The following is a 13,491-nucleotide window of genomic DNA, read 5'->3' on the forward strand; positions in this document are numbered from 1 at the left end:
TGCCCCGTTTGGTGATACCCGGGCTGTTTGCGCCGTACGCCGGAAGGACACAACAGGAGTACGGGTCTTTGCAGTTCAGCGACCCGGCGCAGGATTCGACTGGCCCCGGAGTGGGCATTCAACCTGGCTTGGAAGGCTGTTGGTCATGGCGATAGCGCAGCCCGAGCGGGGCGGGCTGCTGCCCGAACGCACGGGCCCCCATCGCGGCACACTCGCCACCACCGCCTGCATGGAAACGTTGCAGGTGGGCTACTTGCACGCGGTCGCGGCGGCCGCCGGCTGCTCGCTGTCCCAGCCGTTTCCGGACAACGGCATCGACTGGCACGTCAGTCACGGCTCGCCCGGGCACACCGTCGACGACGAGGTGACCATCAAGGTGCAGCTCAAGTGCACCTACCAGGTCCCGCCCAACCCGCCGGGCCGCTCCTTCTCCTTCACGCTCGACAACGACCACCTGCGCAAGCTCGCCCGCACCCCGGTCTCGGTCCACAAGATCCTCGTGGTGATGCTCGTGCCCAGAGCCCAGGACGACTGGCTCCGCGCCGGCCACGACCGGCTCGACCTCAGACACTGCTGCTACTGGGTCAACCTCGCCGGTCACGCCGTCACCGGGCGGACCCGGACCACCGTGCGGATACCGACCTCGCGCATCTTCGACGACCGGGCGCTCTGCGAGATCATGACGCGGGTCGGGACGGGAGGCAGACCATGACGCACCGCCCGCTGGACGAACCGCTGAGGCAGGTCCGGCCACACCCCGTCGACCGGACGGCCGCCTGGAGCCGGCCCCCCGAACCCGCTCAGGTCGACCCCGCCGTGCTCGCCGCCCTGCTGCGCCGGCACGGCTGGCAGCGGCGCGGGGGAGCGCCCGGACGGTACGGCCGCTGGACCCCGCCGGGACCGGGCGGCAGCGTGACGAGTCTGCTCGTGCCCGAGAACCGGGCCTTCCCCGACAGCGAGGACCTGCTCGGCGAGGCCCTCCTCGCGCTGTCCCGCAGTGGAACACCCTCCGCGCGCGAGGTGCTGCTCTCCCTCGCCGTGCCCAGCGACGAGATCCGCTGGTGGCGGGACGTCCCCACCGGCCCGGGCGGAGCCACGCCCTGGACCGTCGAGGAACAACTGCGCTCGGCCGCCCGCCAGATGCTGCTCGCCGGAGCGCTCGCCACGCGCGCGCGAGCCGGCTACTACGGCGTCCGCCACCGGCGTACCGCCGTCGCCTCCCTGGACGACATCCTCGTCGGCTCCGCCACCGGCGGCCGTCGGCTCACCGCCTTCGTGCCCGTCGACACCGGCCGCCCCCTCGCCGTACGTCTCCACCAGGCCCTGAACGCCGCCCGTGAGGCCATCGACTACCAGCGGGCCACCGGCGGCATGGACGCCTTCGACGGCGCCGTCGAGGCGGGCGTCAGCCGCGAGCTCACCGAGGCGCTGATCGCCCTGGTACGCGGCACGGAGGGCGCCCGCATCGGCGTGGAGTGGGCGCCGGCCGCCGGTGTCCCCGAAGGGTGCGCGGCCCCCGTCGAGGCCGTCGAGTTCTCGCCGGGCGACCTGCCCGCCCTGCGCGAGGCCGGCGCCCGCTATCTGCGAGAGGAGCCCTCCGTGCCGGTGCGGGTCACCGGAGCGGTGGTCCGGCTCCGCAGGTCGGGGCCGCGCGGCCGGGGAACGGTCCGGCTGCGGGTGATCGCGGGCGCCGACATCCCCTACGTACGCCTGTCGCTCGACGAGGAGTCGTACCGCGTCGCCGGGCAGGCGCACCTCGTGGGGCTGCCGGTGCGGGTGCACGGACGGCTGGAGAGCAGGGGCGGCTTCCGGCGGCTCACGGACGCCTCCGGGGTCGAACCGGTCCAGGTCGACGAGGCGGACAAGGACCGGCTGATGAAGTCCTCGCAGGGCACCGCGGAGATCACGGCGTTCTTCGAGGAGGCCTGCGGCGAGGACTGATTTCGCGGAGGGCGGTGCCGGGTCGGTACGATCCCCTATTGCGCGCGCCCTCGGTATGGCGCCGCATCCGCCTTCAGTCAGGAGAGACCGGTGTCAGACGTCCGTGTGATCATCCAACGCGATTCCGAGCGGGAAGAACGCGTGGTGACGACGGGCACCACGGCCGCCGAGCTCTTCACCGGCGAGCGGTCGATCATCGCCGCGCGCGTGGGCGGCGAGCTCAAGGACCTGTCGTACGTCCTGTCCGAGGGCGAGGAGGTCGAGGCCGTCGAGATCTCCTCCGTGGACGGCCTGAACATCCTGCGCCACTCCACCGCGCACGTGATGGCGCAGGCCGTGCAGGAGCTCTTCCCCGACGCCAAGCTGGGCATCGGCCCGCCGGTCAAGGACGGCTTCTACTACGACTTCGACGTCGAGAAGCCGTTCACGCCCGAGGACCTCAAGGCCGTCGAGAAGAAGATGCAGGAGATCCAGAAGCGGGGACAGAAGTTCTCCCGCCGGGTGATCACCGACGAGGCCGCCCGCGAGGAGCTGGCCGACGAGCCGTACAAGCTGGAGCTGATCGGCCTCAAGGGCTCCGCCTCCAGCGACGACGGCGCGGACGTCGAGGTCGGCGCCGGCGAGCTGACGATCTACGACAACCTCGACGCCAAGACCGGCGACCTGTGCTGGAAGGACCTCTGCCGCGGTCCCCACCTGCCTTCCACCCGCCTCATCCCGGCGTTCAAGCTGATGCGCAATGCTTCGGCGTACTGGCGGGGCAGCGAGAAGAACAAGCAGCTCCAGCGCATCTACGGCACCGCCTGGCCGACCAAGGACGAGCTGAAGGCGCACCTCGACTTCCTCGCCGAGGCCGAGAAGCGCGACCACCGCAAGCTGGGCTCCGAGCTCGACCTGTTCTCGATCCCCGAGCAGATCGGCTCCGGCCTCGCCGTCTTCCACCCCAAGGGCGGCATCATCCGCCGGGTCATGGAGGACTACTCGCGCCGCCGCCACGAGGAGGCGGGCTACGAGTTCGTCTACACCCCGCACGCGACGAAGGGGAAGCTCTTCGAGACCTCGGGCCACCTGGACTGGTACGCCGACGGCATGTACCCGCCCATGCAGCTCGACGAGGGCGTGGACTACTACCTCAAGCCCATGAACTGCCCGATGCACAACCTGATCTTCGACGCGCGCGGCCGGTCCTACCGTGAACTGCCGCTGCGCCTCTTCGAGTTCGGGACCGTGTACCGCTACGAGAAGTCGGGCGTCGTGCACGGCCTGACCCGGGCCCGCGGCTTCACCCAGGACGACGCGCACATCTACTGCACGCGTGAGCAGATGTCCGAGGAGCTCGACAAGCTGCTCACCTTCGTGCTGGAACTCCTGCGCGACTACGGGCTCAACGACTTCTACCTGGAACTGTCCACCAAGGACCCGGAGAAGTTCGTCGGCTCCGACGAGGCCTGGGAAGAGGCCACCGAGACGCTCCGCCAGGTCGCCGAGAAGCAGGGCCTGCCCCTGGTCCCGGACCCGGGCGGCGCCGCGTTCTACGGCCCGAAGATCTCCGTCCAGACCAAGGACGCCATCGGCCGCACCTGGCAGATGTCGACGATCCAGCTCGACTTCAACCTGCCGGAGCGTTTCGAGCTGGAGTACACGTCCCCCGACGGTTCCAAGCAGCGCCCGGTCATGATCCACCGTGCCCTGTTCGGCTCGATCGAGCGGTTCTTCGCGGTCCTCCTGGAGCACTACGCGGGGGCGTTCCCGGCGTGGCTGGCGCCGGTGCAGGCGGTCGGCATCCCGGTCGGCGACGCACACGTGGAGTACTTGGAGAAGTTCGCCGCTGACGCGAAGAAGAAGGGGCTGCGTGTCGAGGTCGACTCGTCGTCGGATCGCATGCAGAAGAAGATCAGGACCGCTCAGAAGCAGAAGGTCCCGTTCATGATCATCGTCGGGGACGACGACATGAACGCGGGCACGGTGTCGTTCCGATACCGCGATGGCTCGCAGGAGAACGGCATTCCGCGGGACGAGGCGATGGCCAAGCTCGTTGATGTCGTGGAGCGTCGAGTGCAGGTCTGATTCTGCTCCCCGGGTTCGGGGACGGCCCCAAGATTCGCCATGGCCGCAAGCAGAAGGTTCCTTGCTCCCCACGCACGCGGGGTTGTCACGGGCCCCGGGAGAGTTCATCCTTCCCGGGGCCCGTCGTCGTCCTCCCGTGCGAAGACCTGGAGCAGCCAGGACGCGAACGTCCCGGTCACCGCGCCGAGCAGGGCCAGGCCGATGGCCATCACCCCGACCGCGATCAGCCGACCCGGGCCGGTGACGGGGGCCACGTCGCCGTAGCCGACGGTGGCGAGGGTCGCGCAGGTCCACCACACGGCGTCCCCGAAGGTCCGGATGGTCGCGTCCGGTGCCGAGTGTTCCTGCTGGTAGACACCGAGCGCGCCCGCGAAGCCGAGGAGGACCGTCGCCAGCCCGGCGTAGACCATCACGCGCGCGTGCAGTGCCAGCCGGGGGCGTCCGTGCCGCCGTTGCACGGCCTCGTAGACCTTGACCACGCGCAGCGGTCGCAGGAGCGGCAGGATCAGTACGACGGTGTCCAGCAGATGCGTCCGGACGAAGCGCAGCCGCTGCCCGCTCAGCCGCCAGCGCACCGCGTAGTCGACGGCGAACAGCGCCCAGGCGACCAGCGTCAGGGCGAGGCAGACGTCGAGCAGCGAGCCGGGCAGATCGGCGAGTACGCGGACCGCGTACGCGGCGAGAAAGACCAGTGAGGCCAGGCCGAGCGGGCCTTCCGTGCGCTGTTCCCAGCGGGCCGTGCGGCCCTCGTCGTCCCTCGGCGGTGCACTGTCGTCGTCCACCGGCCCAGCTTGGCGCGGGACGCTTTTCGCACAACCCGGCGACACGGCGCGAATGGGCGAAGCCATATGCTTCACTGCATGACGAGTGAGCCGGAGCAGCAGTGGGGCGTGGGGACCCAGGACGCGTTCCAGCGTCTGTGGACTCCCCATCGGATGGCCTACATCCAGGGTGAGAACAAGCCGACCGGCCCGGGTGCCGACGACGGCTGCCCCTTCTGCTCGATCCCGGCCAAATCCGACGAGGACGGGCTGGTCGTCCGGCGCGGTGAGCAGGTCTACGCGGTGCTCAACCTGTACCCGTACAACGGCGGACACCTGATGGTCGTGCCCTATCGGCACGTCGCCGACTACACGGACCTCACCGACGCGGAGACGGCCGAGCTGGGCGCGCTGACCAAGCAGGCGATGACCGCGCTGCGCACGGCGTCCGGGGCGCACGGCTTCAACATCGGCATGAACCAGGGCTCGGTGGCCGGTGCCGGCATCGCGGCCCACCTCCACCAGCACATCGTCCCGCGCTGGGGCGGCGACACGAACTTCATGCCGGTGGTCGGCCACACCAGGGTGCTGCCGCAGCTCCTGGCGGACACCCGGAAGATGCTGGCGGAGGCCTGGCCGACGACCTGAGTCGCACGTGGGCGCGGCCTGAGCGAGCCCGTGCTTCGCTTCGACGGCCCGAGACGGTTCGGCCTCGCGCCGCCGGCCCGAGACCGCTCGTGCCGCGCGCCGACGGCTGGATCTACGCGTCGTAGGTGTCGGCCTTCTTCGGGGCGACGTCCTGGACGGCTCCGCTGAGGGACGACGCGCGGGAGACGAAGTTGTCGACGTCGACGTCGTGCTCCTTGAGCACCCTGAGCGTGGCCCGGTGCACCGCGCGCAGGATCGGTGCGGCGGCGCGCAGGGCGTCGTCGGCCATGAAGCGGTGCTTCCAGGGCTGGTCCGCCCAGGCGTGCCGCAGGCCGAAGGGCTCGGGCAGGCCTATGGAGCCGCCGAGCCACTTCAGCAGGGGCGGATACCAGCTGACCGTGGCCCGGGCGGCGAGCCGCACCACCTCGTCGGGCGTGATCAGCGGAAGCTTGACCGTCCGGGTCTCCCAGAAGCGGACGGTCTTGGCGACCTGCTTGCTGGGGGCCATCGGCTTGCCGCTGAACAGTTTGTTGACCGGGCCCAGGGCGTGTCCGGTGACCTCGATGCGCAGGGTCTCCTTGAGCACGGTCACGGAGATCATCATGGTGAGGATCAGATCGCCGTTCCACAGGTGGGCCCACTGCACGCCCAGGTAGTGCCGGTCGCCGACGTCGAACTGGTTGTTGTTGCAGATGTCCTCGACGGCCCTCGGCCTGACCCGGTACGCCTCGACGTCGGTCCCCTCGGGCCTGGTCACCGCCTTGGCGTTCTCGTCCACGTGCGTGGCGATCCAGTCCGACACCGTCGGGGCCGGGAAGCCGCCGGTCTTGAGCTGCTGGCGGTCCAGCACGCTCAACTCCTTGTTGATCTCCCGGATGACGGTCCAGCTGCGGAACTCGTGGATGCCCTTGATCGGGTCGGTCGGGATCATCTCCTCGGCGAGGTGCCAGGATCCCCAGCGGGTGCCCATGCCGAGTATGCCCTTGGGGCCGGCGTAGAAGATCGAGTTGGACTGCTGTTCGGCGCTGAGCCGGGCCAGGGACTGGCGCAGCTGTTCGGCCGCGGCCTGGTCGGGGCTGCTCGGGACCGCTTCGGGGACCTTGGCGCCGACGCTGCCGCCGGACAGCAGACCGTTCCAGCGTTCCCGCAGGTCCTGCGCGGTCTTCTCGCTGACCCACCTGGCGAGGAACCAGCCGGCCACCGGAGCCACGATGCAGCCGCGGGCGTACCACCCCGCGAGGCCGGTGAACGGCATCCGGACGAGGAAGATCACGGCGAGGGCGGCGACGCCGACCAGCAGGACGGTGCCGAGCCCGGAGAACCGCTTGTCGCCCGTCCTGCCCACGGTGGCCCGGATCTGGAAGACGAGCAGCCAGACCAGCAGGCCGGGCAGGAAGAGCACCCCGCACAGCAGCATGAGGCCGGTCAGCTTCTTGTCCCGCTCCCGGCGGATGCGGGTGGCCGCCAGGCAGTGCTCGACGACCATCTGCGGCTCGCTGCCGAAGGACTGGATGAGCGGCTTGCGGCCGACGCCCAGCATGCGGTCGATCACCGCGTGGGAGTACGCCTCGCCGAAGTTGGGGCGGAAGATCTTCGCCCAGCTGCGGCCCGCGTTGACCGTCGACTGGTGCCACTCGTTGTCGGCCTTCTTGATCTCCTCCATCGGGGTGTCCCGATAGGCCGCCGAGGCGAGGGCGAACGTGGGGCCCTGCCCCCCGCTGCCGGGCCGCGGCACCTGCGGCCCGAAGAAGTCCTCAAAGGTCATTCCCGCCCCCACTCGCCGCCGGTCTCGCTCCTGCGGCTTTCCCGACTTCCGTGCTCCGCACACCTGTTGATCAGGTCATCAGCGTATCCGCAGGCACCGACATTCGTCGGCGGACGGCCGAAGCCGCCCGCCGACACGGAGGGGAACGTTCCGCAAACGTCACCGGTGTGGCACCCGGGGCCGACCGGGACCAACTACGGGGCGCTGCCCGCCTCTTCGCGGACCCGTTCGGCGATCTGCTGCGGCATCGGCTCGTGTCGCGCGTACGAGCGGCTGAAGCGGGCCGTGCCGTGGGACAGGGAACGCAGATCGACGGCGTACCGTCCGATCTCGATCTCGGGCACCTCCGCCCGCACCAGCGTCCGTCCACCGCTGGTCTGTTCCGTGCCGAGGACCCGGCCGCGCCGCCCGGACAGGTCGCTCATCACCGCGCCCACGTAGTCGTCGCCGACCAGGACGGTCACCTCCGCCACCGGCTCCAGCAGATGGATCGCCGCGTCGGCCGCCGCCTCCCGCAGCGCCAGCGCACCGGCCGTCTGGAACGCGGCGTCGGAGGAGTCCACCGAGTGCGCCTTGCCGTCCAGCAGTGTGATCCGGATGTCGATGAGCTGATGCCCTGCGGCAACTCCCCTGCCGGCCTGGGCCCTTACGCCCTTCTCGACGGACGGGATGAACTGGCGCGGCACCGCCCCGCCGACCACCTTGTCCACGAACTCGATGCCCGAACCGCCGGGCAGCGGTTCCACCTCGATCTCGCAGATCGCGAACTGCCCGTGCCCGCCGGACTGTTTCACATGCCGGCCACGCCCCGCGGACCTGGCCGCGAACGTCTCCCGGAGGGAGACCTTGTGGGCCACCACGTCCACCTGGACGCCGTACCGGGTGCGCAGCCGTTCCAGAGCGACGTCGGCGTGTGCCTCGCCCAGGCACCACAGCACCACCTGGTGGGTGTCCTGGTTCTGCTCCAGGCGCATGGTCGGGTCCTCGGCGACCAGCCTGCCGAGCCCCTGGGAGAGCTTGTCCTCGTCCGCCTTGCTGTGCGCCTGGATGGCCAGCGGCAGCAGCGGGTCGGGCATCTCCCACGCCTCCATCAGCAGCGGGTCGTCCTTGGCCGAGAGGGTGTCCCCGGTCTCCGCGCGGCCGAGCTTCGCCACGCACGCGAGATCCCCGGCGATGCAGTGGGTCAGTGCCCGCTGGTGCTTGCCGAAGGGGGCCGACAGCGCGCCGATCCGCTCGTCGACGTCGTGATCCTCGTGGCCCCGGTCGGCGAGCCCGTGCCCGGAGACGTGCACGGTCTGGTCCGGGCGCAGCGTGCCCGAGAAGACCCGGACCAGCGAGATCCGGCCCACATACGGGTCGGACGACGTCTTCACGACCTCCGCGACCAGCGGCCCGTCCGGATCGCACAGTTTCAGCTCGCGCGGCCTGCCGTCGACCGTGGTGACCCTGGGCGCCGTGCGCTCCAGGGGGGTCGGGAAACCGCGGGTGACCAGTTCCAGGAGCTCGACCGTGCCGAGCCCCTGCCGGGCGCCCTCGGCCGCGGGGGCGGCGGCCAGGACCGGGAAGAACACCCCGCGCGCGACGGCCCGTTCCAGATCCTCGATCAGGGTCGTGACGTCGATCTGTTCGCCGCCGAGGTAGCGGTCCATGAGGGTCTCGTCCTCGCTCTCCGAGATGATCCCCTCGATCAGCCGGTTGCGGGCCTCCTCGATCAGCGGCAGCTGGTCCTCGTCCGGTTCGGACTCCTTGCGCTCCCCGGACGCGTACTCGAACAGCTGCTGCGAGAGCAGCCCGATCAGCCCGGTCACGGGCGCGTGCCCGTCCGGTGCCTGCGGGCCGCGCAGCGGCAGGTACAGGGGCAGTACGGCGTCGGGGTCGTCGCCGCCGAAGGCCTCCGCGCAGATCCGGGTCATCTCCTCGAAGTCCGCCCGCGCGGACTCCAGATGCGTGACGACGATCGCCCTCGGCATACCGACGGCCGCGCACTCCTCCCACACCATGCGCGTCGAGCCGTCCACCCCGTCCGAGGCGGAGACGACGAAGAGGGCCGCGTCCGCCGCGCGCAGACCGGCCCTCAGTTCTCCTACGAAGTCGGCGTATCCGGGGGTGTCGAGAAGGTTGATCCGGTACCCGTCCCAGTCGACCGGTACCAGGGAGAGCTGCACCGAGCGCTGCTGCCGGTGCTCGATCTCGTCGTAGTCGGAGACGGTGCCGCCGTCCTCCACCCGGCCCGCCCGGTTCACGGCCCCCGCGGTCAGCGCGAGGGCCTCCACCAATGTCGTCTTGCCCGATCCGCAGTGGCCGACCAGCACCACATTCCGTACGGACGCGGGTCGGTCGGCCGCTGTCGCCCTGCCGGCGGCTCCGGGGTGTGTGTTCGCCTTGTCGCCCATGGCCTTGCCTCCCGTGCACGGTGAGGTCACTGTGGGCGCGGACATACCGACCCGCGTGCGGTGGCGGCAACGGTGACGCCCGCGGTGTTCTTCGAGCTTTCCACTCCGGTCACGGTGCGTCCATACAGCGGACGCGATCCCGCCGTGACACCGGCCGACGGTGCCCGGCCGTCGCCCGGGCGCGCGCGTGGCTACGATGGGCCAGCCGGTGGCCAGCAGGGGCCGCTCGGCCACACCGACCCTCGGGAAGGCCATGCTGAACAAGTACGCGCGTGCATTCTTCACGCGTGTCCTCACACCGTTCGCCGCGTTTCTCATCCGGCGGGGCGTCAGCCCCGACACGGTGACGCTCATCGGCACCGCCGGTGTGGTCGCGGGCGCGCTGGTCTTCTATCCCATGGGCGAGTTCTTCTGGGGCACGATCGTCATCACGCTCTTCGTGTTCTCCGACCTCGTCGACGGAAACATGGCCCGCCAGCTCGGCCGCTCCAGCCGCTGGGGCGCCTTCCTGGACTCCACGCTCGACCGGGTCGCCGACAGCGCGGTCTTCGGCGGCTTCGCCCTCTGGTACGCGGGTGGCGGCGACGACATCGCCCTGTGCGCGGTCTCGATCTTCTGCCTGGCCAGCGGCCAGGTGGTGTCGTACACCAAGGCGCGAGGCGAGTCGATCGGCCTGCCGGTCGCCGTGAACGGGCTCGTCGAGCGCGCCGAGCGCCTGGTGATCTCGCTGGTCGCGGCCGGTCTCGCGGGGATGCACGCGTTCGGCGTCCCCGGCATCCAGTACCTGCTGCCCGTCGCGCTGTGGATCGTGGCCGTCGGCAGCCTGGTCACGCTGATCCAGCGGGTCGTCACGGTCCGCCGGGAGTCCGCCGAGGCGGAGGCCGCCCAGGAGCAGGAGACCCAGGAGACCCAGGAGACCCGGGGGAGCGAGGCGGCGAAGTGAGCGCCCAGGAGCGGGTCACCGACGCCTTGTACGGGCTCGGCTGGGGCGTGGTGAAGAAGCTGCCCGAGCCCGTCGCCGTCCGCCTCGGGCAGAGCATCGCCGACCTCGCCTGGAAGAAGCGCGGCAAGGGCGTCAGGCGCCTGGAGAGCAACTACGCGCGCGTGGTGCCGGACGCGAGCCCGCAGCGCCTCGCCGAGCTCTCGCGCGCCGGCATGCGCTCGTACCTGCGCTACTGGATGGAGTCCTTCCGGCTCCCCGCCTGGAGCGCGGAGCGGGTGAGGAACGGTTTCGACGCCAAGGACCTCCACCACCTCACCGACGGCCTCGCGGCCGGCAAGGGCGTCATCCTCGCGCTGCCGCACATGGCCAACTGGGACCTCGCCGGCGCCTGGGTCACCACCAAGCTGGAGACACCGTTCACCACGGTCGCCGAACGCCTCAAGCCGGAGACGCTGTACGACCGTTTCGTCGCCTACCGGGAGGGCCTGGGCATGGAGGTCCTCCCGCACAGTGGCGGCACCGCCTTCGGGACGCTCGCCAGGCGGCTGCGCGACGGCGGCCTGGTCTGCCTGGTCGCCGAACGGGACCTGTCGTCCTCGGGCGTCGAGGTCGAGTTCTTCGGCGAGACCACCCGGATCCCGGCCGGTCCGGCCCTGCTCGCACAGCAGACCGGCGCCCTGCTGCTGCCGGTGACGCTCTGGTACGACGACTCGCCCGTGATGCGCGGCCGGGTCCATCCCCCGGTCGAGGTCCCCGAGTCAGGTACCCGGGCCGAGAAGACGTCTGTCATGGCACAGGCGCTGGCCGATGCCTTCGCCACGGGGATCGCCGACCATCCGGAGGACTGGCACATGCTGCAGCGACTGTGGCTCAAGGATCTCGACCCCGCGCGCTCTCCCGACGGGGGGACCGCGTGAGGATCGGCATCGTCTGCCCCTACTCCTGGGACGTCCCGGGCGGGGTCCAGTTCCACATCCGCGATCTCGCCGAGTACTTCATCCGCCTCGGCCACGAGGTGTCCGTCCTCGCCCCGGCCGACGACGACACCCCGCTGCCGCCGTACGTCGTCTCGGCCGGCCGCGCGGTGCCGGTGCCGTACAACGGCTCGGTGGCCCGGCTCAACTTCGGCTTCCTGTCGGCGGCCCGGGTACGGCGCTGGCTGCACGACGGCGCGTTCGACGTCGTGCACATCCACGAACCGTCCTCGCCCTCCCTCGGCCTGCTGGCCTGCTGGGCCGCGCAGGGCCCGATCGTCGCCACCTTCCACACCTCCAACCCGCGCTCCCGGGCCATGATCGCCGCGTACTCGATCCTCCAGGCCGCCCTGGAGAAGATCAGCGCCCGGATCGCCGTGAGCGAGTACGCGCGGCGCACCCTCGTCGAACACCTCGGCGGCGACGCCGTCGTCATCCCGAACGGTGTCGACGTCGACTTCTTCGCCCGGGCCGAGCCCAAGGCCGAGTGGCAGGGCGACACGATCGGCTTCATGGGCCGCATCGACGAGCCCCGCAAGGGCCTGCCCGTACTGATGAAGGCCCTGCCGAAGATCCTCGCCGAGCGCCCGGGGACCCGGCTGCTGGTCGCCGGACGCGGCGACGAGGAGGAGGCGGTCGAGTCGCTGCCCGCCGAACTCCGCCCGCGCGTCGAGTTCCTCGGCATGGTCAGCGACGAGGACAAGGCCCGCTTCCTGCGCAGCGTGGATCTGTACGTCGCCCCCAACACCGGCGGCGAGAGCTTCGGCATCATCCTCGTCGAGGCGATGTCGGCCGGTGCCGCGGTGCTCGCCTCGGACCTGGACGCCTTCGCCCAGGTCCTCGACCAGGGCGCGGCCGGCGCGCTCTTCGCCAACGAGGACGCGGACGCCCTCGCCGAGACGGCCGTACGACTCCTCGGCGACCCGGAGAGACTGGCCGAACTACGCCGCCGCGGCAGCGCGCACGTACGGCGATTCGACTGGTCGACGGTCGGCGCGGACATCCTGTCCGTCTACGAGACGGTCACCTCCGGAACGGAGGCGGTCGCCGCCGCGGACGACGAGCGGACGACGGGGCTGCGGGCGAGACTGGGCCTGGCACGGGACTGAGGACCAAGGCTCGCGGGGACCGAGGGCCAGGGCTCGCAGGAACCGAGGCCAGGGCTCGCAGGGACCGAAGGGTCGGGCTCGCGGGGGACCGAGGTCTGCGGCTCGGGAGAGACCGAGGGCTCGGGTTCGAGGCGGCTGCGAGGACTGGGGCCTGCTGGGAGGCGGGGACTGTTCGGCGCCGGTCCGGACACTCCCAGCCCGTCCGGCGTTTGAGGACGAGGCCCTTTCAGGGCCGAAGCGGGGGTCCGGGGGCGGCAGCCCCCGGCAGCAGCACCCCCACCCACACTCCGCACGACACCCGGCCACCCCCAGCGGAGCGCACCGGTAGCCTTGCCGCCCGTGAGCCCAACCCTGATCTGGATCCTCGTCGCGCTGGTCGCGATCGGCCTCTACCTGAGCTGGACCGCCGGACGGCTCGACCGGCTGCACACCCGCATCGACGCCACCCGGGCCGGCCTCGACGCCCAACTCGTCCGCCGCGCCTCGGTGACCCTGGAACTGGCCACCTCCGGGGTGCTCGACCCGGCCGCCTCGATCGTCCTGTACGAGGCCGCGCACGCCGCCCGGCTGGCCGAGGAGGAGCACCGGGAGGTCGCCGAGAGCGAGCTGAGCCAGGCCCTGCGCGCCGTGTTCGCCGAGCCGCAGCAGGTGGAGGCCGTCCGGGAGGCGCCCGGGGGAGAGGAGGCCACCCGGGAACTGACCGAGGCGGTCCTCAGGGTCCCGATGGCCCGGCGCTTCCACAACGACGCGGTACGGGCGGCCCGCGCCCTGCGCAGGCACCGCAAGGTCCGCTGGTTCCGGCTGGCGGGACACGCGCCGTTCCCCCTCGCCTTCGAGATGGACGACGAGCCGCCGGCGGCACTCTCCGACCGCCAGGGGTAGGGCCGGTC

11 protein-coding genes are annotated in these 13,491 nt (G+C 71.0%); 8 read left to right on the plus strand and 3 right to left on the minus strand.

What is annotated here, in order from left to right:
- Window positions 1-145 precede the first annotated feature (145 nt).
- From ACZ5VD_RS29070 to thrS, 3 genes are all read left to right on the plus strand, one after another.
- Window positions 146-712 (plus strand): DUF4365 domain-containing protein, encoded by a 567-nt coding sequence (locus ACZ5VD_RS29070; protein ID WP_468552234.1) that lies wholly within the window; start codon window positions 146-148, stop codon window positions 710-712.
- Window positions 709-1,941: a hypothetical protein gene (locus ACZ5VD_RS29075; RefSeq protein ID WP_468552233.1), complete on the plus strand. Its 1,233-nt coding sequence runs from the start codon at window positions 709-711 to the stop codon at window positions 1,939-1,941. The genes ACZ5VD_RS29070 and ACZ5VD_RS29075 overlap by 4 nt, the downstream gene beginning before the upstream one ends.
- A gap of 90 nt (window positions 1,942-2,031) precedes the next feature.
- Window positions 2,032-4,008: a threonine--tRNA ligase gene (gene thrS, locus ACZ5VD_RS29080; RefSeq protein WP_468552232.1), complete on the plus strand. Its 1,977-nt coding sequence runs from the start codon at window positions 2,032-2,034 to the stop codon at window positions 4,006-4,008.
- A 104-nt stretch (window positions 4,009-4,112) separates the two neighbouring features.
- Here the strand turns inward: thrS and ACZ5VD_RS29085 are convergent, their stop codons facing one another.
- The gene (locus ACZ5VD_RS29085) at window positions 4,113-4,790 is read right to left on the minus strand and encodes a potassium channel family protein (protein WP_468552231.1); all 678 of its coding nucleotides are present in this window, start codon (window positions 4,788-4,790) and stop codon (window positions 4,113-4,115) included.
- Between the two features lie 66 nt (window positions 4,791-4,856).
- Here ACZ5VD_RS29085 and ACZ5VD_RS29090 point away from each other — a divergent pair, with 66 nt between their 5' ends.
- A complete protein-coding gene (locus ACZ5VD_RS29090) occupies window positions 4,857-5,417 on the plus strand; it encodes an HIT family protein (RefSeq protein WP_468552230.1) in 561 nt (186 codons plus the stop codon).
- A gap of 112 nt (window positions 5,418-5,529) precedes the next feature.
- Here ACZ5VD_RS29090 and ACZ5VD_RS29095 read toward each other — a convergent pair whose 3' ends face one another.
- Window positions 5,530-7,182 carry a hypothetical protein gene (locus ACZ5VD_RS29095; protein WP_468552229.1) on the minus strand — a complete coding sequence of 551 codons (1,653 nt, stop codon included), beginning with the start codon at window positions 7,180-7,182 and terminating at the stop codon, window positions 5,530-5,532.
- A 194-nt stretch (window positions 7,183-7,376) separates the two neighbouring features.
- Window positions 7,377-9,575, minus strand: coding sequence for an elongation factor G-like protein EF-G2 (locus ACZ5VD_RS29100; RefSeq protein WP_468552228.1), 2,199 nt, complete (start codon window positions 9,573-9,575; stop codon window positions 7,377-7,379).
- A 196-nt stretch (window positions 9,576-9,771) separates the two neighbouring features.
- On the opposite strand from ACZ5VD_RS29100, the gene pgsA reads away from it, so the two are divergent.
- From pgsA to ACZ5VD_RS29120, 4 genes are all read left to right on the plus strand, one after another.
- A complete protein-coding gene (pgsA, locus tag ACZ5VD_RS29105) occupies window positions 9,772-10,518 on the plus strand; it encodes a phosphatidylinositol phosphate synthase (protein WP_468683839.1) in 747 nt (248 codons plus the stop codon).
- Window positions 10,515-11,435, plus strand: a complete 921-nt coding sequence (locus tag ACZ5VD_RS29110; protein WP_468683771.1) for a phosphatidylinositol mannoside acyltransferase — start codon at window positions 10,515-10,517, stop codon at window positions 11,433-11,435. Before pgsA ends, ACZ5VD_RS29110 begins: the two co-directional genes overlap by 4 nt.
- Window positions 11,432-12,601 (plus strand): glycosyltransferase family 4 protein, encoded by a 1,170-nt coding sequence (locus ACZ5VD_RS29115; RefSeq protein ID WP_468552226.1) that lies wholly within the window; start codon window positions 11,432-11,434, stop codon window positions 12,599-12,601. The genes ACZ5VD_RS29110 and ACZ5VD_RS29115 overlap by 4 nt, the downstream gene beginning before the upstream one ends.
- Window positions 12,602-12,940: 339 nt before the next feature.
- Window positions 12,941-13,483 carry a LemA family protein gene (locus tag ACZ5VD_RS29120; protein ID WP_468552225.1) on the plus strand — a complete coding sequence of 181 codons (543 nt, stop codon included), beginning with the start codon at window positions 12,941-12,943 and terminating at the stop codon, window positions 13,481-13,483.
- Window positions 13,484-13,491 lie beyond the last annotated feature (8 nt).

This window comes from Streptomyces sp. NPDC032822, from assembly GCF_055578825.1.

Coding starts and splice junctions, on each gene's coding strand:
- ACZ5VD_RS29070 (WP_468552234.1), top strand. CDS start 146: ATGGCGATAGCGCAGCCCGAGCGGGGCGGGCTGCTGCCCGAACGCACG.
- ACZ5VD_RS29075 (WP_468552233.1), top strand. CDS start 709: ATGACGCACCGCCCGCTGGACGAACCGCTGAGGCAGGTCCGGCCACAC.
- ACZ5VD_RS29090 (WP_468552230.1), top strand. CDS start 4,857: ATGCTTCACTGCATGACGAGTGAGCCGGAGCAGCAGTGGGGCGTGGGG.
- ACZ5VD_RS29095 (WP_468552229.1), bottom strand. CDS start 7,182: ATGACCTTTGAGGACTTCTTCGGGCCGCAGGTGCCGCGGCCCGGCAGC.
- ACZ5VD_RS29100 (WP_468552228.1), bottom strand. CDS start 9,575: ATGGGCGACAAGGCGAACACACACCCCGGAGCCGCCGGCAGGGCGACA.
- pgsA (WP_468683839.1), top strand. CDS start 9,772: ATGGGCCAGCCGGTGGCCAGCAGGGGCCGCTCGGCCACACCGACCCTC.